This is a genomic window from Nostoc sp. CENA543 (genome assembly GCF_002896875.1).
Classification (GTDB): domain Bacteria; phylum Cyanobacteriota; class Cyanobacteriia; order Cyanobacteriales; family Nostocaceae; genus Trichormus.
On the sequence record NZ_CP023278.1, the window covers coordinates 1,917,716 to 1,937,430 of the forward strand.

A 19,715-nucleotide genomic window follows, 5' to 3' on the forward strand; every position below is an offset into this window, starting at 1 on the left:
CATGTCATACCCTATCACTATCACTAACAAAGATATCCTGCGACAAGTTAAATTGTCATGTCAAATACCTGAAATAACTCAACAGATTATCACACGCCAAATAATTGAAAATACTGCTAAACAAGCAGCGATTAAAATTGAATCAGAAGAACTACAAAAAGCCGCAGATCAAATGCGCTTAGTGAATAATCTGTTAAATTCGGAAGAAACTTGGCAATGGTTAACGACACATCATTTATCTCTAGATGATTTTGAAGATATTGTCTACACAAGTCTATTATCTGGGAAGTTAGCTGTTCACTTGTTCGCAGATAAAGTTGAACCCTACTTTTATGCACATCAATCAAATTATCTAGGTGCGGTGATGTATGAGGTTATCTTAGATGATGAGGATTTAGGCTGGGAACTTTTTTATGCAATTAAAGCAGATGAGATGAGTTATTTTGATGTGGCTTACAAATATATTCAAAATACGGAGTTACGTCGTAAATGTGGATATTTAGGTTTAGTTAATCGTCAAAATCTCACGCCAGAAGTTTCTACTGCTGTTTTTGCGTCTCAACCACCGCAAATCTTAAAGCCAATTGTGACAGCTAAAGGTGTGCATTTAATTTTCGTTGAGGAGATTGTGCAAAGACAACTAGATGATAAATTACATCAAGAAATCGCTGCACATTTATACTATGAATGGTTAAATTTACAAAGCCTACAAGTTGAATGTAATATTCAGCTTGATGGAAGTTGATTTGGGGGGTTGCTAGATCCCCGACTTCTTTGAGAAGTCGTGGATCTTGATATCTGCTAAATCATCACAGGTTCTCCCGCTTTTTTCAACGCAGAAGATGCTTCTGGGATGTAAGAGGTTCTGGGTTGACTGGCTATAGCTTTTTGCTGTTCTCGTAATTCTGATAGACGAATATTACTCCAATTTAGCAAAGCAGAATTACCCAAACGTGGAGCTAAATTATATAGTCTTTCCACCGCAGAAATAGCCAGTGAATCCATCTGAATAGAAGCTAAATAACAATCACAAGCTATATCTAATTCACCTAATTTTTCGTAACATTGACCAGCCATAAACCAAGCGATCGCAGTTCCTGGTGGCCCTAGTCTAGCAGCTGAACGATACATTTGAGCAGCTTCTACAATTTTACCCTGTTTGATGAAGATTTCCCCCAATTGTAGACGATATCGAGAATAGAATGGTTCCATTTCCACTATCTTTTTAGCCCTTGCTTCAGCTAAGTCAATATCACCTAACCATAATGCTTCTTTAGTACGACTTTCAAGCACAGTAATTAAATTTTCATGTGCGGTAATTCGCTCTATTTCATTCTTATATGCGTGAGTTAAACTCTCTGCTAAAGATTCACATAAATCCATTTCCCGCACTACGCCTTCCTTATCTTTTTGCAGCAGAGGTAAAAATACAACTGCACGATAGTAGATACTAGTAACTTGTTTATAGCTAAAATCATCCAAAGAAGATGCAAGATTTTTTAGTTCCTGTGTTGCTAGGGAACTCCAAAATTGAGTAGCGTTTAAATCACGGAATGTCTTAGCAGACAAAGCTACTAACTCTATAGCCGCATTCAAGCGAATTTTGCTCCCTGGAGGTGTATGATTAGCAATAATCTCAAATTCCTGAAGATTCTCCATACTACCACCGTCAGACCTAGCCATTAAACCAGACATCGCCCGACAATAAGCTATTTTGGCACGGTTTAAACAATCAGCAATATCTGAATTAGAAAACTTTGGTGCATATTCTAGAACAGCATGATGTAAACATAAATTTGATAGGAGATATAAAACTCGTAGCTGAGTAGTAAGTGAGAGTTCTTGATAATGAATTAAGTAGTTACACAAATTCTGCCATCGCTCATTCCTTAACTCATCAGCTAATTCTAATGGGTTGTTTATCTGGTATTGAAATAAACCAGATTCGCGAATTAAAGATTCCCGAAATGAAATGGGATGAATAATAGTAACTGGGTTGATTAATATCGATTTTTCCGAGCAATTTAAATCTGCGATGAGGTTATTATAGCTGAACTCTATCGCTTTGATATGTAATGCACCTGCGTTATACTTTCCTAAGTCGAAATAGGGGCGATTAACCCAAGTAGTAAATGAATTATCTAGCAAAGACATAAACTTTTATCTGATTAATTACAAATTTCGGTGCAAAAAACCACAGTAACACTATGAAAACATTTTAATAGTGCTACTGTAGTAAATAAATTTCGTTAAATAAAACAGCTACTTGATGTTAGTTACTATAGAAATAACTATCAAGTATTTTGTTTTATCAAACTAGCATTCTTGTACTTGCCATTTGCAAGCAGCTCCACCACGCAAGCTGATGAAAGCATGAATAGCTTCAGAGTTACCTTGTTCAGCTTCTTTTTTGAGGTCAACCATTTCTGTTTGGTTAGCGATGGTGAGTTTGTTGATTTTAATTTCAGCCATTGAACTATTACCTCGTTAATGAATTTGTTATGTTTGGAAGTTGACTTTTGCTTGTCTCTTCCTGTGAATATAATTGCCGATTTTTCTATTAATTTCAATTATTGTTTGACTGTAAAACGTACATAAATCTTACATTTTCTATCCAAAATTTCCCTAGAAAATCGATGAGTTTTAAAATTTTTGCTAGGAAGTGAATCAAAAATAAAGCAAAATTAATTTACTTCAGCTATCTTTACTTACATTCCCATCTCTATAGGACTCATATTTGATTTTTGAATAGATACGTAGGGGAGGCAAATTGCAGTGTGAATTTTCCTCTTACAATATTGCTGTTGTGTTAGCAGTGAGAGTACAGCAACTACCACCAAGGCCTTTGGTGCGTTACGGCTTACGTCTAACACACCCTACTGGCGTGACACGATTAAAATGTTGCAAAAAATTATAGGTTGAGTTGACGTAAGGAAACCCAACACCAATATCCGTGTTGAGTTTTCGAGATAACCAGTGTGCTAAGTGCAGAATTTACTTTTTACTTTTTACTCTTTACTCAGCACTCACTACTCAGCACTCGAATATCTAGACTTAAAACAATGATTTTTCAACCGTGATTATGACTAAATAATTATTTATATCAGAATAAATTTAATCAGTAAAAAATATTCTAGTGAATCATTGGTTGATAATAAACTTTTCTTAAAGATATTATGAAATTATCATGAACTTAAATTTTTTTGGATAAAAACTATTGACTAGTTGCCAGAAAATTTCTAAAAAAGTAGCAGTAGGTTAAATGACTAAATCGAGAGACTGTCACTTTTGAGTTAACTTCTGCCAGGTGAATTAAAAATTTGACTCTTAACTGTCGAATTAGTGACGATTGATTTACTAGTATTGCCATATCGCTAGATATCTCTCTGATTTGTAGTTACACTCTGATTAACTTCAACATTCACTACGTGAATCTTTACCTACATTCCAGGTTTTAACAACATCCTAATAGCAAAATCATCATCAGACTTGAGGTAGATTTTTCAGATTTCAACCAATTTTTTTGATGAAAATGAATGATTTTGCCTAAATCTACATGAGACATGACCTGGTAGTAATTATGTCTGAATATTTTCGTCAAGAACAACTTATTGAACACTATGACTTGCACGAGAGCAAGTTTTTAACTCCCTTCCAACGTAAAGCCTTGCTCAAAAATTTACAAACTAATTTACAGCCAGAATATCGTAAACGTATTGAAATCATTCTACTGGCAGATATGGGAACATCACAAAGTCAAATTTGTGAAAAACTTGGTTGTTCTCAAGAAATGGCGCGCTACTGGATTGGCATAGCAGAAGCAGGTTTAGCACACAAATGGAATGAGCGTCCCATTGGTAGACCGAAAATTGTCAACAATCAATACATAGACAGATTGAAAGAATTAGTTAGTAATAGTCCCCGTGATTATGGCTACGCTTTCACCAATTGGACAGCCCAATGGTTAAGCAAACATTTAGCCTCAGAATTGGGAATTAGTATTAGCGATCGCCATATCAATCGCCTCCTAAAACAAATGGGACTTTCAACTAAACCAAAGAATAAACCCCATCTAGAAAATGAACTAATTCAGGACAATAATATCTCAATTTCTGACTTATCAACTCAATCGGAACCTCATATTAATTGGTCATTTAATGTGGGGATAGAAGCTAGAGGATAAAGAAGGCAGGGGGCAGAGGAGCAGGGTGCAGGGGGAAGTAAAATGTAAATATTTTTTTCACCTTTGAGCTTTTGCTGTTTGTAGCCCAATGCCTAATACCCAATTTTGAATTCTTTAGGCGCAAGCCTTTTCTTAGATTATTTTGCATTTTAATTTCATGTCGTCAGGTTTTTCTCAACAATATTTAGCCCAACAACTCACCCAGACCTTGGGTGAGTCGCTGTCAGAAAAGGAAATAACAGACTGCATCCAAAGATTAGAAATAATTGCACCGCCGATAGCTAAACAGTTTTGGCAAGCTGGGACAGATGGGGCGGGAATATATATTATCCTTGGGGGAAAGGTGAGATTACTGGATAGTTCGTTGAACTTAATCACCACTCTCTCTACAGGCTCATCTTTTGGTCAATTAACTTTATTTCCTGAACAAGAATTTAGTCCTTATGTGGCTAGGGCTTCTGTGAATTTAAAACTAGCTTACTTGCCACAATCAACTTTACAACCACTGATTAGTGAACATCTTAGCATTGGCGATCGCCTGAAAAAACAAGCCGAAACTTGGGATTTATTGGTTTTTTGTAGCCAAAATTCCCTATTACCAGAAAACGGTTCTGTGGATGATGCTTTAAGAGCGTTATTTTTATTTGATCGTCATACTTTAGCTAGTGGTTCACTTCCTCCGTCACTTTTGCAAGATGTAAAACTATGGGTATTGCAGCGAGGAGAATTAACAGATGCACAAGGACACAAGTTTACCCCTGGAACAATTACCACATCTGGAAACGTAGGTAATTGGCAAGTTACACAATCAGCAGTTATCTATGCTCTCACAAATAACCATTGGCAAATAGCCCTAGAATATTGGCCGCAGTTAAGAGAATTTCCAGAATCTGGTGCTAGTATTGAAAGTAACCCCTCCCCATCCCCGGTTGTAGAAACGCGTTCTGTCGCGTCTCTACAACCCCCCCCTCAAAACAAACCCAAGTCCCGACGCACCTATTTTCCCAGTCCCAAAGTGAAAGTCGGACATTGGTGGGGACGCATTACTCAACGCTATCCCTTATTTGAACAACAAAGTGCGGCGGACTGTGGCGCAGCCTGTTTAGTGATGATTAGCCGCTACTGGGGTAAAAATTTCAGTGTAAATCGCATCCGAGATTTAGCTAACGTCAGACGTAGCGGTGCATCCCTCAAAAGTTTAACAGCCGCCGCCGAAGCCCTTGGTTTTACCACCCGTCCAGTCAAAGCTAGTTTGGATAAATTAGCACAACAAACCCTCCCTGCGATCGCCCACTGGGAAAATAAGCACTACATCGTAGTTTACGCCATCACCAAAAAACACGTTATTGTCTGCGATCCCGCCATCGGACAACGCACCCTCAGCACTTCCGAATTCAAAACCGGTTGGACTGGTTACGCGTTGTTACTGCAACCTACTAGCCAACTCCAACAAGCGGAAGAAGCTAGTACCCCATTCTGGCAAATGTTTGAGTTAGTCAGACCCCACTCACGGGTACTACTAGAGGTGTTTGCAGCTTCGGTGTTAATTCAGTTGTTGGGACTAATTACACCCTTATTTACCCAGTTATTGCTAGATAGAGTAATTGTCCAAGGTAGCACGCTCACATTAAACGCTGTCGGTTTAGGTTTGGTGATTTTTGGCTTATTTCGCGTCGTCGTCAATGGACTCAGACAATATTTACTAGACCATACAGCCAACCGTATTAGTGTATCTCTACTGGTAGGTTTTATTAAACATACCTTCCGTTTACCGTTAGCGTTTTTTGAATCGCGTTATGTCGGCGATATCGTCTCCCGCGTCCAAGAAAACCAAAAAATCCAGCGTTTTTTGACTGGGGAAGCCCTATCAATCATCTTGGATTTACTGACGGTGTTTGTTTACGTGGGGCTAATGTTTTGGTACAGTGCGGCAATGGCATTATTCAGTTTAGCCATTGTCCCACCATTCGTATTATTAGCAGTTGTCGCCACACCATTTTTGCGCCGCATCAGCCGAGAAGTTTTCAGTGCTACCGCCAACGAGAACAGTTACTTAATTCAATCCTTGACGGGGATTCGTTCAATTCGTTCAATGGCCATTGAACAGACGGTGCGCTGGCGTTGGGAAGAATTGCTCAATCATGTGATTAAAAAAACCTTTGCTGGGCAGATTATCAGTAATCAATTGCAGATTTTTAGTTCTGGGATTGAAACTGTCGTCACAACCGGCTTACTGTGGTTAGGGGCGTGGTTGGTAATTCAAAATCAACTGACCATCGGTCAGTTAGTAGCTTTTAATATGTTGTTGGGTAACATTATTCGACCCTTTCAACGCCTAGTAGTGTTGTGGAATCAGTTACAAGAAGTGACGATTTCCACCGAACGTATCAACGATGTTTTGCAAGCCGAACCCGAAGAAGATTTACACCACCATCCCCGGCAAATTTTACCCAGACTACGGGGTCATATCCGGTTTGAAAATGTCACATTTCGCTACCATCCAGAGAGCGATATTAATGTCTTAGAAAATCTCACCTTTGAAATCCAACCAGAACAAACCGTGGCCGTAGTCGGGCGCAGTGGTTCAGGGAAAACCACATTATTTAAACTCTTATTGGGTCTATACCTACCGACAGATGGCAAAATTTTAATTGATGGCCACGATGTGACTAGTATAGCCCTGCGATCGCTCCGTTCTCAAATCGGTGTAGTAGACCAAGACACCTTTTTATTTGGCGGTACAATCCGCGAAAATATCAGCGTTGCCCACCCTGAAGCCAGTTTAGAACAAGTGATGACGGCGGCGCGATTAGCTGGGGCTGACGATTTCATTCAAAGATTGCCAATGGGTTACGAAGCCGAAATTGGTGAAGGTGGCGGAATGTTATCTGGCGGACAACGCCAACGCCTAGCCATAGCCCGTGCTTTAGTAGGCGATCCTAGACTATTGCTGTTAGATGAAGCCACCAGCCATCTCGATTCCGAATCCGAACGCCTGATTCAAAACAACCTCAAAACCATTCTTCAAGGACGCACCAGCATCATTATTGCCCACCGCCTGTCCACCGTGCGTCACGCAGACTTAATTCTAGTTTTAGATCGTGGTTTACTAGTCGAAAGCGGTACTCACGATCAACTAATCACACGAAAAGGCCATTACTTTTACCTAAATCAACAACAACTGGCAACTAATTTGTAACTAGTTAGTTGCCTTGGGTATCACTGGGAAATCTGCAAAAAATGGGCATCGGTTATTGGGTATGGGGCATGGGGCATGGGGCATCGGGAAAGATTTTTCCGATTCCCAATTCCCGATTCCCAATTCCCAATTCTCAGCCTCCACTCCCTCAAAGTAATTTATGCCACACATATCCCACAACTCATCATCCGTAGTAGTCACACCACAGGCGGATGAACTGCATTATGTCTTCAATGAGCAAACATCAGATATCAACGAGACTAATGATTGGTTTTACGGTACTGAGGAATTACTCGATGCTGTACCCAAGCGTTGGACTCGTTCCATGCTGTATCTCTTAATTAGCTTTGCGGTGATTGTTCTACCTTGGGCTTCTCTGAGTAAAGTTGATGAAACCGGCACAGCCAGAGGACGTTTAGAACCCAAAGGCGCAACCCAAAAATTAGGTATCGTCGTCCCTGGGAGAGTGAAAACTGTCAATGTGGCAGAAGGGGCGACAGTAAAAGCTGGGCAAGTTTTATTAGAATTAGATGCTGATGTTTTACAAAAAGAACTTGAACAAGCTGAAACCCAATTAGAAGGATTCACTAATCGCCAAGCACAGCAGGAATTACTCAAAAATCAACTAATGCTAGCCATTAATATCCAAGAACAGCAAAATCAAGCCCAAGCTTTGGAGAAAATGGCACAGGTGAATCAAGCCCAACAGAATTTAGATGCTAAACAAAGTACCTATAATTTACAAAAACTGGAAAAACAAGCTCTAGTAGAACAAGCTAGACAAAGAATTCAATCCACTCAAATTATTCAGCAGTTAGCACAAAGGCGTTTGCGGCGAGATTTAGGAGAAGTGGGACGCTATCGCCATTTGTTAAGCCAAGGTGCAATTCCCCAAATTAAAATTGTGGAATTAGAAAACTCTGCTGAAGATAGTCAACGCTCTTTGCTGCAAGCTGATGCAGAGATAATGCAAGCACAGTTGCGTTTGAGAGAAGAACAGAGTCGTTATCAAGCCACCATTAGTCAAATTCAAGCCGAAATTGGCCAAGCACAACTGCGTCTGCAAGAACAACTCAGTAGTTATCAAAGCGTTGTCCAAGCTGGTAAATTAGCAGTATTAAAAAGCCAAGAACAGCTAAAAGATTTGCAAGGACAAATTACTAACTTGCAATCAGACATTGCCCAAAGTAAGAGTAAAATTGCATCCTTAAAACTACAACTACAACAAAGAGTAGTGCGATCGCCCATTGATGGCACAATTTTTGACCTACCCATAGATAAACCAGGCCCCGTAGTTGAGTCAGGCCAGATAGTTGCCCAAATCGCACCCCAAAATACACCTTTAATCCTGAAAGCGCAAATGCCCAGTCAACAAAGCGGTTTCTTGAAGGTAGGAATGCCAGTTAAAATCAAGTTTGATGCCTATCCCTTCCAAGATTACGGCATCATTCAAGGGCGCGTCAGTTGGATTTCTCCCGACTCCAAAATTCAAACCACCAGCCAAGGTAATACAGAAACCTACGAAATGGATATCACCATCGACCAACCCTATATCCAAGCTGGTAACAAACGTATCTTCCTCACTCCAGGACAAACAGCCTCAGCCGAAGTCATTATCCGTCAACGTCGGGTAATAGATTTTGTCTTAGATCCTTTCAAGAAGTTGCAAAAAGGCGGTTTGGAACTTTAGGGGATTGGGAATGGGGAATCGGGAATCGGGAATCGGGAATCGGGAATTGGGAATCGGGGACAAGGTGGACAAGGAAGACAAGGAATATTTTACCTCAATTCCCCATGCCCTATGCCCCATGCCCCATGCCCCATTTCCCAATCAATAATCACCACCAATAATTATCAGGGAGAATGTATCATGTCGAAGCTGATCAAGTTATCTGTTGCAGATATTGTTTATCATCTGAAATTATCTTGTCAAATTCCGAATTTTTTAGAAGCGATCGCTACTGCCAGAATTATTACGGAGGCTGCTGCCCAAGCGGGGATTGAAGTTTCTATAGAAGAGTTACAACAAGCTGCTGATGGTCTGCGTTTTACTTACCAATTATTCAAGGCAGAAGATACTTGGAATTGGCTGAATAAACATTATCTTTCTTTAGATGACTTTGAAGATATGGCGAAAACTAATTTACTCTCTGCTAAATTAGCTAATCATTTATTTGCTGATAAGATTGAACCTTTTTTTTATGCTCATAAAATTGATTATGCTGGGGCTGTAACTTATGAAGTTATCTTAGATGATGAAGATTTAGCTTTAGAGTTATTTTATGCTTTAAAAGAAGGTGAAATTAGCTTTCAAGAAATTGCTCGTCAATACATCCAAAGCCCAGAGATTCGGCGTGCAGGTGGATATCAAGGAATTCGTTATCGGCGAGATTTTCGCCCAGAAATTGCGGCGGCGGTTTTTGCTGCTACTCCTCCCCAAGTTCTCAAACCCATCATTACACCCCAAGGTGTACATATCATTGCTGTCGAGGAAATTATTACTCCCACATTAGATGAACAGCGACGGTTGCAAATTACTAGAGAGTTATTCTCAGTTTGGTTAGCAGAGCAAATCAATAGCGTCGAAGTTGTCGCTGAATTGAACTGAAGGATTGAAGTTCAATGAGTAGGGGCTGGTTGATCAAGATCCTCATTAATAAGTAGTCGGACAAAATTAAATTCACTCGTTGAGAGAGGGAACAGGGAACAGAAAAATCAGTTGTGTAATTAATTCTGTCTCATTACTTATATTGATAATGTTTGTAAACCCGCAAGGGTTAACTTTTGGTCGTTTCCGTAGGTTAGGGACTTCCAGAAAATAAATTATCCAATTTCCGAGAGAGAATATTTTTATTTTCCCCCTGCTCCCTGCTCCCTGCCCCCCTGCTCCCTGCCCCCCTGCTCACCACAGTAATTGTATATTTTTTTATTTGGAAGTCCCTTAAAGCTTGGTTATCACTCATTTTTGCTGATGACATAACAGATTTGCTCAAAATCGTCATCACTACTAAGTTATATTTTCCATTGTGATCTGTAATCAAAGAAACAAGTGTGAGTGAATGTGGGAACACTAAATAAAAGTGTTTAATATACTCTGCAATTATGACCATCAACGATTATGAAACTGACCACCAATCAAACCAGCAAGACTGTTGTCAACAGTTAGAGCTAGTAACGCAGTACCAGAAAATTCTGGCGAGAATTTTAGCAAAAATTCGGGCATCTGTGGGCTTAGAATCTCTCTGTTCGACTTCTTGTCAAGATATTGGTCGGCAATTGAAAATTGAGCGCATCGCCATCTATCGCTTTAATGCTGATTGGAGTGGTAGTTTCATCAATCGTTTTGGTTTTGCAGAATCTCCGTGGAATACAATGACTGCTTTTGGCCAGGACTTAGTTTGGCAAGATTCCCATCTGCAAGAAACTCAAGGGGGACGCTATCGGAAGAATGAACCATTTGCTGTGGCTGATATTTACAGTGCAGGTCACGCCCGTTGTCATATTGAAGTATTAGAACAGTTTCAGATTCGAGCATATGCGATCGCACCGATTTTTGTGGGTGCTAAACTTTGGGGTTTACTCGCTGCCTATCAACATTCTGCCTCTAGACAATGGTATCCCCATGAAGTGGAATTCTTAGCGCAGGCGGCCAGTCATTTGGGTGTGGGGATGCAGCAAGCAGAAATACTGGAAGAAACCAAACAACGCACCACTGAATTACAAAATGCGATCGCCCGTCAACGGACTTTAGCAGAAGTTGTTAGCAATATTCGCTCCTCTGTAGATACGGGAATTATTCTCAACACGGCTTGTCAAGAACTGTGTAAACTACTGAAGCTAGAACGAGCCGCAGTCTATCGTTTTCATCCCGACTGGAGTGGTGAATTTGTCAGTCAATTTGGGATAGTAGAACCCCTATGGGACAGAATCCAACCCTTTGGCAAAAATATGGTTTGGGAAGATAGCCATCTCAAAGAAACCCAAGGGGGACGCTACCGCAATAACGAAAGTTTTGCTGTCAATGATATTTATCAAGCTGGACATTCGCGCTGTCACATTGACATTCTAGAGCAATTTAAAATTCGGGCTTATGTCTTAGCACCCATCTTCACCGGCGCAAAACTCTGGGGATTAATCGCCGCCTATCAACATTCTGGCCCCCGCCAATGGGCAAATTACGAAATTGAGTTTTTAGGACAGGTAGGGGCGCAATTAGGCGTGGCGATTCAGCAAGCCGAGAACTTTGCACAGTCCAAACAACAAGCGATCGCCCTCCAAGATGCGATCGCTCGTCAACGCGCCCTGACGGAAGTAGTGGGCAAAATCCGCTCTTCCCTAGATATTGATTTGATTTTGAAAACCACTTGTCAAGAAGTCTGTAAACTACTAAAAGTTGAGCGTGTCGCCGTTTATCGCTTTAATCCCGACTGGAGTGGCGAATTTGTCAGTAATTTTGGCATGGTAGAAGCCCAGTGGGATAGTATCAATCCCTTTGGTAAAAATCTAGTTTGGGAAGACACCCACCTACAAGAAACTAAAGGCGGACGTTACCGCAACAATGAAAATTTCGCAGTTAACGACATCTACCAAGTCGGACACTCGCGTTGTCACCTAGATATCTTAGAACAGTTCAAGATTCGCGCCTATGTATTAAATCCGATTTTCGTCGGTCGTCATCTCTGGGGATTGCTAGCTGTCTATCAACATTCTGCCCCCCGTCAGTGGGATCATGTGGAAGTGGAATTTTTAGGACAGGTGGCTAGTCAACTAGGAGTAGCACTGCAAAGTTCCCAAATGGTGACGCAAATTCAAACTCGTGTGGATGAACTGCATCAATCAGCAGAACAACGCCGCATTTTATTTGATTTAGTCGTCAAAATCCGCGAATCTTTGGATTTAGACACCATCTTCAAAAGCATGGTTCAAGAAATTAGGCGATCGCTGGCAGCAGATCGAGTGGGAATCTTCCGTTTTGATCCCCATGTCGGTTTTTGCAGTGGTGAATTCATCGCCGAAGATGTAGTACCTAAGTTTAATTCTGCCCTTGCAGTCAAGGTGCAAGACTACTGTTTTGGCGATCAGTTCGCACCCCAATATCGTCAAGGGGAAGTGCAAGTGATCTCTGATGTCAACAGTGTCGGGACAAAAGTACCCCATTTAGATATCATTGAAAAATTCCAAGTCAAAGCCCAGATTGTCGTCCCCTTAAAAGAAGGTGATGAACTTTGGGGATTGTTGTGTATTCATCAATGCACCCATGCCCGTCAGTGGGACGATAGTGAATTAGAATTTGTCACCCAAGTAGCGGCTCAAATGAGCGTTGCATTGCGTCAAGCTAACTTGTTTCAACAATCTAGTTTACTCGGTCAAACCCGTGAAGAAGCCAATCAACTAGCGCAGACTTTAAAAGAACTACGCAAAGCTCAAATGCAAATTGTTCATGCTGAAAAAATGGCTAGCTTGGGACAACTAGTAGCTGGAGTGGCTCATGAAATTAATAATCCCATCAATTTTATCCACGGTAACTTAGAACACGCCAACCAATACACCCAAGATTTACTGCACTGTGTAGAACTTTATCAACGTTATCACCCCCATGCTGCACCAGAGATTCTAGAGTTTCTCAAGCAAGCCGAAATAGAGTTTTTATTTGACGACTTACCAAAATTATTCCAGTCAATGAAGGTAGGTACTGAGCGAGTTTGTGAAATTGTCACCTCATTGCGAAACTTTTCCCGCCTAGATGAAGCTGACTTTAAAGTCGCCAATATTCACGAAGGCATTGATAGCACATTAATGATTTTGCAACACCGTTTAAAGTCCTCATCCGATAATCTTGTAATTCATGTCATCAAAGATTATGACAATCTGCCCCAGATAGAATGCTATCCTGGTCAGCTCAACCAAGTGTTTATGAATCTTTTATCTAATGCCATTGATGCCCTAGAAGAACGTCATACCCAAGGAAAACCAGAAGCGATCGCAGCTTATCCCAGCGAAATCCGTATTTCTACTTCCCGCGTCAATCAAGACTGGATCAGTATTCGGATTGCAGATAATGGACACGGCATGGATGAAAAGGTGCTGTCTCGCTTGTTCGATCCATTTTTTACTACTAAAGTCGTCGGTAAAGGTACAGGATTAGGACTCTCTATCAGCTATCAAATTGTCACAGATAAACACAAAGGCAAGATATACTGTCAATCTGAACTAGGTAAAGGTACAGAATTTGTTGTTGAGTTACCAATTCATCAGGTAGCAGCTTAGGATTGGGGATTGGGGACTGGGAATTGGGAATTGGGAATCGGGAATTGGGAATGGGAGACAAGGTAGATTTTACTTTAATGCCCCATGCCCCATTCCCTATGCCCCATTCCCATATCTTTAATTATTTAAAGCCAGTTCTCGCCGCCTCGGAACATCATAAGTCATGAAATCATAAGCCATTTCTGTCTTTGGAAAAATAGCACGGGCTTCTTTGAGTAAATCTTTTAACTCCACGACATTACCAGGGGCGTAGCGTGGACTGAAGTGAGTCATGATCAATTTACGCACACCCGCAGTTAATGCTGTTTGTGCTGCCATTGTGGTTGTTGAGTGTAGTCTCTGAAAAGCCATATCTGCGTCTTGATGAGCAAAAGTAGCTTCATGAATTAATACATCAGCATCCTGTGCCAATTCCACTGCACCATCACAATAAATCGTATCTGTACAGTAAGCAATTTTACGCCCTATTTCCGTAGGGCCACATAATTCCGTACCGTGGATGACTCGCCCATCTTCTAAGGTGACAGTCTCACCCCGTTTGAGTTGACCATAAATTCTTCCTGGGGGGATTTGCAAGCTTTTAGCTTTCTCTACATCAAAACGTCCGGCGCGGTCTTTTTCGGCTACCCGATAGCCAAAAGCTGTGATCCGGTGATGTAAAAGACCACAAGTCACAGTAAATTCTTCATCTTCATAGATGACACCAGGACGGACAGTATGAACTTTAATCGGGTAGGAAAAATGTGTATGGGAGTAACGAGAAGCTGCTTGGAGATAGTCATTTAGTCCGGGTGGCCCGTATATATCAACTCTTTCCACATTTCCCGCCAAACCGCAACTAGCCAAAAGTCCCGTCAACCCAAAAATGTGGTCGCCGTGCATATGGGTGACAAAAATGCGAGAGATTTGGCTAGTTTTCAGTTCACTCCGCAAAAGTTGGTGTTGAGTACCTTCACCACAGTCGAATAGCCAAAATTCTGCCCTCTGCGGTAATCTGAGGGCGACACTAGAAACATTACGTGATTTTGTAGGTACACCGGAACTTGTCCCCAAAAATGTGATCTGCACAGCGTTTTCTAGCCTTTACTTTGCTGAATTTAAAGCTCTGTCTTCTATAGTGGCATGATTATTCAGCAAATTTACAACTGGTTTAGGGGTTTGGCGGTGTAAGGGAAACTTATCTATGTTTTGATTAATTAACGGCTTGAGTTTTAAAGCATCAGAGGAATCTTTTGGCGGTTTTTGATCATCGGGTGGCTGATAAGTTGCGAATGCTACCTGAAGGGGATTGATAAACATACTGAGAATGCAAATGAGCAAAAGTTTGTGCAAAGGACATTTCCTGTCAGTCATAATTTTCCCCCTTGCGGTATGGCACTGCTCAAAGATTCGGAAAATTTTAGGTTGATACTTACCAGTTATATTTCTGGAGAGATCAAAAATTGCTTCTAAAATTGCGTGAAAACATTCTGAAATTTAGCAATTACCAAATTTCATGGGGAATGAGGAATGGGTAACAGGAAAGCAAGAAACAAGAGGTGTTGAATTATTTGGGAGAAAACAGTAATTGCATGGTTTGTTCCAGCACCTTTAATCCTTGCAAAGAACCTCGAATGAGGCGATTTGCTGCTATGGGTTGACGAATAAATTTCCATGCTAGAGATAAAGGATTTAAAGAACCATCAGAATTGATTGCTGTTGAGATGTCGGGGATATCATAATTGCAATCATCGCTCACTACTCTTAAGATTGCCACTTCTACACCAATGTGATGAAAAAAATCCAGAACAGCGAAGCCTTCCATATCCACCACATCAACCCCCATTGTTTCCCCAAGATAGCGTTTTTCGGTAGCAGAACAAATCACGCGATCGCTTGTTAATGATTTAACTATATTGACTATTGACTGTTGACTATTGACTATTGACTGGATATGTAAATTAACTATATGACTACATTCCAGTGTTTGTTGTTGATAAAGACAATTTTGATACAGCACAACATCCCCGACTTTGTACTGTTGAGTTAAACTACCACATAAACCGACAACTAATATTCCGGCTTTGACTTGATTTTCAAAGTCTTTGGTTTGTGACCATTGTTGTAAATATTCTCCGACAGCCTGAACACCTACTGGTATAAATTTAACAATTGGCTGATCACCAGTCACGCGCTTTAAACCGCGACAAACCGCCCCATATTCTGCACCCTGCGGAACTAAAACCGTTAGCATTGTTTTTCTTTCACCCCTACACCCCTACACCCCCAAACCCCTACACCCCTAAAAATATCTCACGAACAACAACCAATTATTGTAGTAGCATGGCAAATAATTATGTCTTCCGCGTGATGATTTCCCAAGATGGCAAAGCTTAATGGCTCAAAATCTGCACGAGAGCGTTTTAATATTTCGCGATTAGCCATTGAGTATTCATGGCTAACGGTAAGTTTCTGGATAGCGGTGGCTGTAGCTGGGTTTCTGGCGTTCAGTTCTCTCAAGTATGCTTTATTTCCAGATATTACATTCCCAGTAGTAGTAGTAAATGCTACTGCTCCCCTGCAAACGGCTATTGATACTGAAAAAAAGCTGGCCATCCCCATAGAAGAAAAGCTGAGTTCTCTAAAAGCAGAAGGATTAGAGGATATTCGCTCATCTAGTTATCCAGGACAAGCGGCTGTCAGTTTATCTTTTGCTGTAGGAACGAATCTAGAAACATCTACTCGCAATGTCGAAACTGCACTCAAGCAGCTGACTTTACCCCAGGAAGCGAATTATAAAATTATTCCCCTGAATTTAAATGAATCGGCTGCTGTGAGTTATGCTCTGGAAAGCTCCACAAAAAACCTCAATGATTTAACGAAACTGGCAAACGATAAAATTATCCCAGTGATCGCTAAATTACCAGGAGTTTTAAAAGTCTCACTGTTGGGTGTTCCTAACACAGCGTCCCCTCCCAACCCCACCAATAACACGGCGGCTTTACCCCAAGGGGGAGCGACTTTAGTCAGATTTAATGGTCAAGAAGCATTAGCATTTCAAGTCATCAAGCGTGGCGATGCTAACACTTTAGAAGTAGTCAGTCGAGTTGAAAAGGAAGTTCAAAAACTCCGCACAGACTTTAAAGATATTAAATTCACCCTAGCGTCTACCCAAGCGGAATATATCCGCCATGCTACCCAGTCAACTATAGATGCGTTAATAGAAGCGATTGTGTTAGCGATCGTCGTCATTTTCCCATTTTTATGGAATTGGCGCGCCACCTTGATTTCTGCTTTGGCAATTCCTACGTCATTACTGGCGACGATGATTGTTATGGCGATATTTGGCTTTAACTTAGAGACAATTACGCTGTTAGCTTTAGCGTTAATTATCGGTAGCGTTGTAGATGATGCCATCATCGATGTAGAAAACATCCTCCGTCACATCCAAGAAGGTGAAACTCCCCGCCAAGCCGCACACTCAGCCACAGACGAAATCGGGTTAACAGTCGTCGCCACTACCGCCACTGCGATCGCAGTTTTCCTTCCTATTGGTTTAATGGGTGGAGTAGTGGGACAATTTTTCAAGCCCTTCGGGATTACAGTGTCCGCCGCTTACATTGCTTCTACCTTAGTAGCACGGACTTTATCACCAGTTTTATCTATTTACTGGCTAAAACCACCAAAAACAGCTTCTCGACGTAGAGAAATCGACATTGGGGTATATTTTACCGAAGCTTATCGCAATTTACTAGCTTGGTCGTTAAACCATCGCACCATAGTTATCGGTTTAGCCGTACTCAGTTTTGCTGGCGGAATGGCGATCGTTCCTTTCATTCCTAAAGGATTTATCCCCAAATTAGATCGCGGTGAATTTAATATTACCTACACCGCACCCCTGCCGAAAATCCCTGATTTAGCAGCTTTGCAGCAGTTAGCACAGCAACAAAGCAGAGGCGCAGTTTCACCCAATCCCCAATCCCCAATCCCCATACCCAACCCCCTCAACGACTCTCTAGAAGTAGCGAAGAAACTAGAAGCAGTGGTGAGAAAATACCCAGATGTGGAGACAGTATTTACTACCGTCGGTTCACGGGAGGGCGAACCCAATAAGGGAACACTCTATGTCAAACTCAAAGAAGACCGCAAAATAAAAACCGCAGAACTACAAGACGAATTACGGCAAAATCTGCCTAAACTTCCTGGCGTAACTACCAGCGTCGAGGATATTCAATTTGTAGATACCGGCGGACAAAAACCCTTACAGTTAGCACTGCGCGGTAATGATCTCCAGACTTTGAACCAAGCAGCGAAAAAGTTGAAAGACCGAATTACCAAACTCCCCGGATTTGCAGATGTTACAGTGACAGGCGAAACCAATGATGCAGGACAAGTGTTCAACATTGAACGCTTGAACAGCCAACGGGTAGCCTATATTAGTGCCAACTTAGGTCAGGATTTAAGTTTGGGTGATGCAACAGATAAAATTCTGGCGGAAGCCAAAACAGTGTTACCAAATGATGTCACTCCCGACTTAGGGGGAGATTCTGCCCGTCAAAATGAAGTTTTTGGTAGTTTTGCCACGACTTTGATTTTATCGACCTTGTGTATCATCGTTGTGTTGATTTTACTGTTCAAAAGCTGGATAGATCCTGTAGTCATCGGCGTTTCTCTACCTTTAGCTGTGGTGGGAGCGATGCTAGCATTACTGTTTACCAAGAGTGACTTCGGGATGATTTCCCTAATTGGTTTCGTCTTCTTGCTAGGACAGGCGAACAAAAACGCCATTTTGTTAGTAGATTTCATTAATCAGCTACGCCAAGCCGGTTTAGCACGTACAGAAGCCATTTTGAAAGCAGGGCCAATCAGACTGAGACCGATTATGATTACCACTGTTTCTACTATTGTCGGGATGCTACCCATTGCCTTGGGCTTTGGTGCTGGTTCAGAATTGCGATCGCCTATGGCTGTAGCCATTGCTGGTGGTTTGGTCACATCTACCATTCTCAGCTTGATTGTCGTCCCCGTAATCTACGCCGTCTTAGACGATTGGTTTCCTCGATTTCAGCAGGTGAAAGACTAATGCAAGTATTTGTCACAGGGGGAACTGGTTTTATTGGCTCTCATGTGGTGCGCCTATTGTTACAGCAGGGATACCAAGTCACAGCACTGGTACGCCCGAATAGTAACTTGGGCAATCTGCAAGGGTTAGACGTGGAAATTGTCAAGGGTGATCTTAATCATCCAGAATTATGGCAACAGATGCTTGGTTGCAAGTATCTCTTTCACGTCGCCGCCCATTATTCCCTGTGGCAAAAAGACCGGGATTTACTCTACCGTGACAACGTCGAGGGAACAGCCAATGTGTTAAATGCTGCCCAAAAAGCAGGCATTGAACGCACTGTATATACAAGTTCTGTCGCCGCCATTGGTGTGGGTGCAGCCGGTGAAATTGTTGATGAAACCCACCAAAGCCCCGTAGAAAAATTGGTAGGAGATTACAAAAAATCCAAATACCTTGCTGAACAAGTCGCCGTCAAAGCCGTAGCTAATGGTCAAGATGTCGTCATTGTCAACCCTAGCAGCCCCATTGGAGCATTAGATATCAAACCCACACCCACAGGTGAAATTATCTTGCGGTTTTTGCGGCGACAAATGCCAGCCTACGTCAACACAGGACTCAACTTTATTGATGTGCGCGATGTCGCCTGGGGACATTTATTAGCATTGCAAAAGGGGAGAAAAGGCGATCGCTATATTCTAGGCCATCAAAACCTCACCCTCAAGCAACTACTAGAACAACTCGCAGACATCACAAACATTCCCGCACCCCAACACACAGTCCCCAACTGGCTACCTCTAACCGTCGCTTGGGTTGACGAAAAAATCCTTGCACCTCTGGGCAAAACCCCCTCCGTTCCCCTAGATGGTGTGCGAATGTCACAGCAGACAATGTATTACAATCCTGACAAAGCCGTTAGAGAATTAGGATTACCCCAATCCCCCATCAATATCGCCCTCAAAGACGCTGTAGATTGGTTTATAGCCAGTGGCTACGTCAAAATTTTGGTACCATAATTTAGCGAT

13 protein-coding genes are annotated in these 19,715 nt (G+C 41.7%); 8 read left to right on the top strand and 5 right to left on the bottom strand.

Annotated features, from left to right (window positions below):
• The first annotated feature begins 1 nt into the window (after window position 1).
• Entirely contained in the window at window positions 2-745 is a 744-nt protein-coding gene (locus CLI64_RS08010; protein WP_103136719.1) for a peptidylprolyl isomerase, read from the top strand.
• A gap of 56 nt (window positions 746-801) precedes the next feature.
• Here CLI64_RS08010 and CLI64_RS08015 read toward each other — a convergent pair whose 3' ends face one another.
• Window positions 802-2,154 carry a tetratricopeptide repeat protein gene (locus CLI64_RS08015; protein WP_103136720.1) on the bottom strand — a complete coding sequence of 451 codons (1,353 nt, stop codon included), beginning with the start codon at window positions 2,152-2,154 and terminating at the stop codon, window positions 802-804.
• A 162-nt stretch (window positions 2,155-2,316) separates the two neighbouring features.
• Entirely contained in the window at window positions 2,317-2,472 is a 156-nt protein-coding gene (locus CLI64_RS30685) for a hypothetical protein (RefSeq protein WP_157943214.1), read from the bottom strand.
• 1,108 nt (window positions 2,473-3,580) lie between these two features.
• Between CLI64_RS30685 and CLI64_RS08020 the strand changes: the two genes are divergently transcribed.
• The 5 genes from CLI64_RS08020 to CLI64_RS08045 all read left to right on the top strand — a co-directional run bounded on the left by CLI64_RS08020 (window position 3,581) and on the right by CLI64_RS08045 (window position 13,649).
• Entirely contained in the window at window positions 3,581-4,183 is a 603-nt protein-coding gene (locus tag CLI64_RS08020) for a helix-turn-helix domain-containing protein (RefSeq protein ID WP_103136721.1), read from the top strand.
• Window positions 4,184-4,340: 157 nt separating this feature from the next.
• Window positions 4,341-7,382: a peptidase domain-containing ABC transporter gene (locus CLI64_RS08025; protein ID WP_103136722.1), complete on the top strand. Its 3,042-nt coding sequence runs from the start codon at window positions 4,341-4,343 to the stop codon at window positions 7,380-7,382.
• A gap of 160 nt (window positions 7,383-7,542) precedes the next feature.
• Window positions 7,543-9,072 (top strand): HlyD family efflux transporter periplasmic adaptor subunit, encoded by a 1,530-nt coding sequence (locus tag CLI64_RS08030; RefSeq protein WP_103136723.1) that lies wholly within the window; start codon window positions 7,543-7,545, stop codon window positions 9,070-9,072.
• A 180-nt stretch (window positions 9,073-9,252) separates the two neighbouring features.
• Window positions 9,253-9,990 carry a peptidylprolyl isomerase gene (locus CLI64_RS08035; RefSeq protein ID WP_103136724.1) on the top strand — a complete coding sequence of 246 codons (738 nt, stop codon included), beginning with the start codon at window positions 9,253-9,255 and terminating at the stop codon, window positions 9,988-9,990.
• Between the two features lie 494 nt (window positions 9,991-10,484).
• Window positions 10,485-13,649, top strand: a complete 3,165-nt coding sequence (locus CLI64_RS08045; RefSeq protein ID WP_103136726.1) for a GAF domain-containing protein — start codon at window positions 10,485-10,487, stop codon at window positions 13,647-13,649.
• Between the two features lie 117 nt (window positions 13,650-13,766).
• On the opposite strand, the gene CLI64_RS08050 is transcribed toward CLI64_RS08045, so the two are convergent.
• The 3 genes from CLI64_RS08050 to CLI64_RS08060 form a co-directional block, all read right to left on the bottom strand.
• Window positions 13,767-14,717 carry a ribonuclease Z gene (locus CLI64_RS08050; protein WP_103136727.1) on the bottom strand — a complete coding sequence of 317 codons (951 nt, stop codon included), beginning with the start codon at window positions 14,715-14,717 and terminating at the stop codon, window positions 13,767-13,769.
• Between the two features lie 15 nt (window positions 14,718-14,732).
• Complete coding sequence (locus tag CLI64_RS08055; protein ID WP_103136728.1) at window positions 14,733-14,948, bottom strand: hypothetical protein; 216 nt, start codon at window positions 14,946-14,948, stop codon at window positions 14,733-14,735.
• A gap of 247 nt (window positions 14,949-15,195) precedes the next feature.
• Window positions 15,196-15,882, bottom strand: coding sequence for a phosphorylase (locus tag CLI64_RS08060; protein ID WP_103136729.1), 687 nt, complete (start codon window positions 15,880-15,882; stop codon window positions 15,196-15,198).
• Between the two features lie 129 nt (window positions 15,883-16,011).
• Here CLI64_RS08060 and CLI64_RS08065 point away from each other — a divergent pair, with 129 nt between their 5' ends.
• Both CLI64_RS08065 and hpnA read left to right on the top strand, forming a co-directional pair.
• Window positions 16,012-18,711, top strand: a complete 2,700-nt coding sequence (locus CLI64_RS08065; RefSeq protein ID WP_103136730.1) for an efflux RND transporter permease subunit — start codon at window positions 16,012-16,014, stop codon at window positions 18,709-18,711.
• Window positions 18,711-19,706, top strand: coding sequence for a hopanoid-associated sugar epimerase (gene hpnA / locus CLI64_RS08070; protein WP_103136731.1), 996 nt, complete (start codon window positions 18,711-18,713; stop codon window positions 19,704-19,706). Before CLI64_RS08065 ends, hpnA begins: the two co-directional genes overlap by 1 nt.
• Window positions 19,707-19,715: the final 9 nt, after the last annotated feature.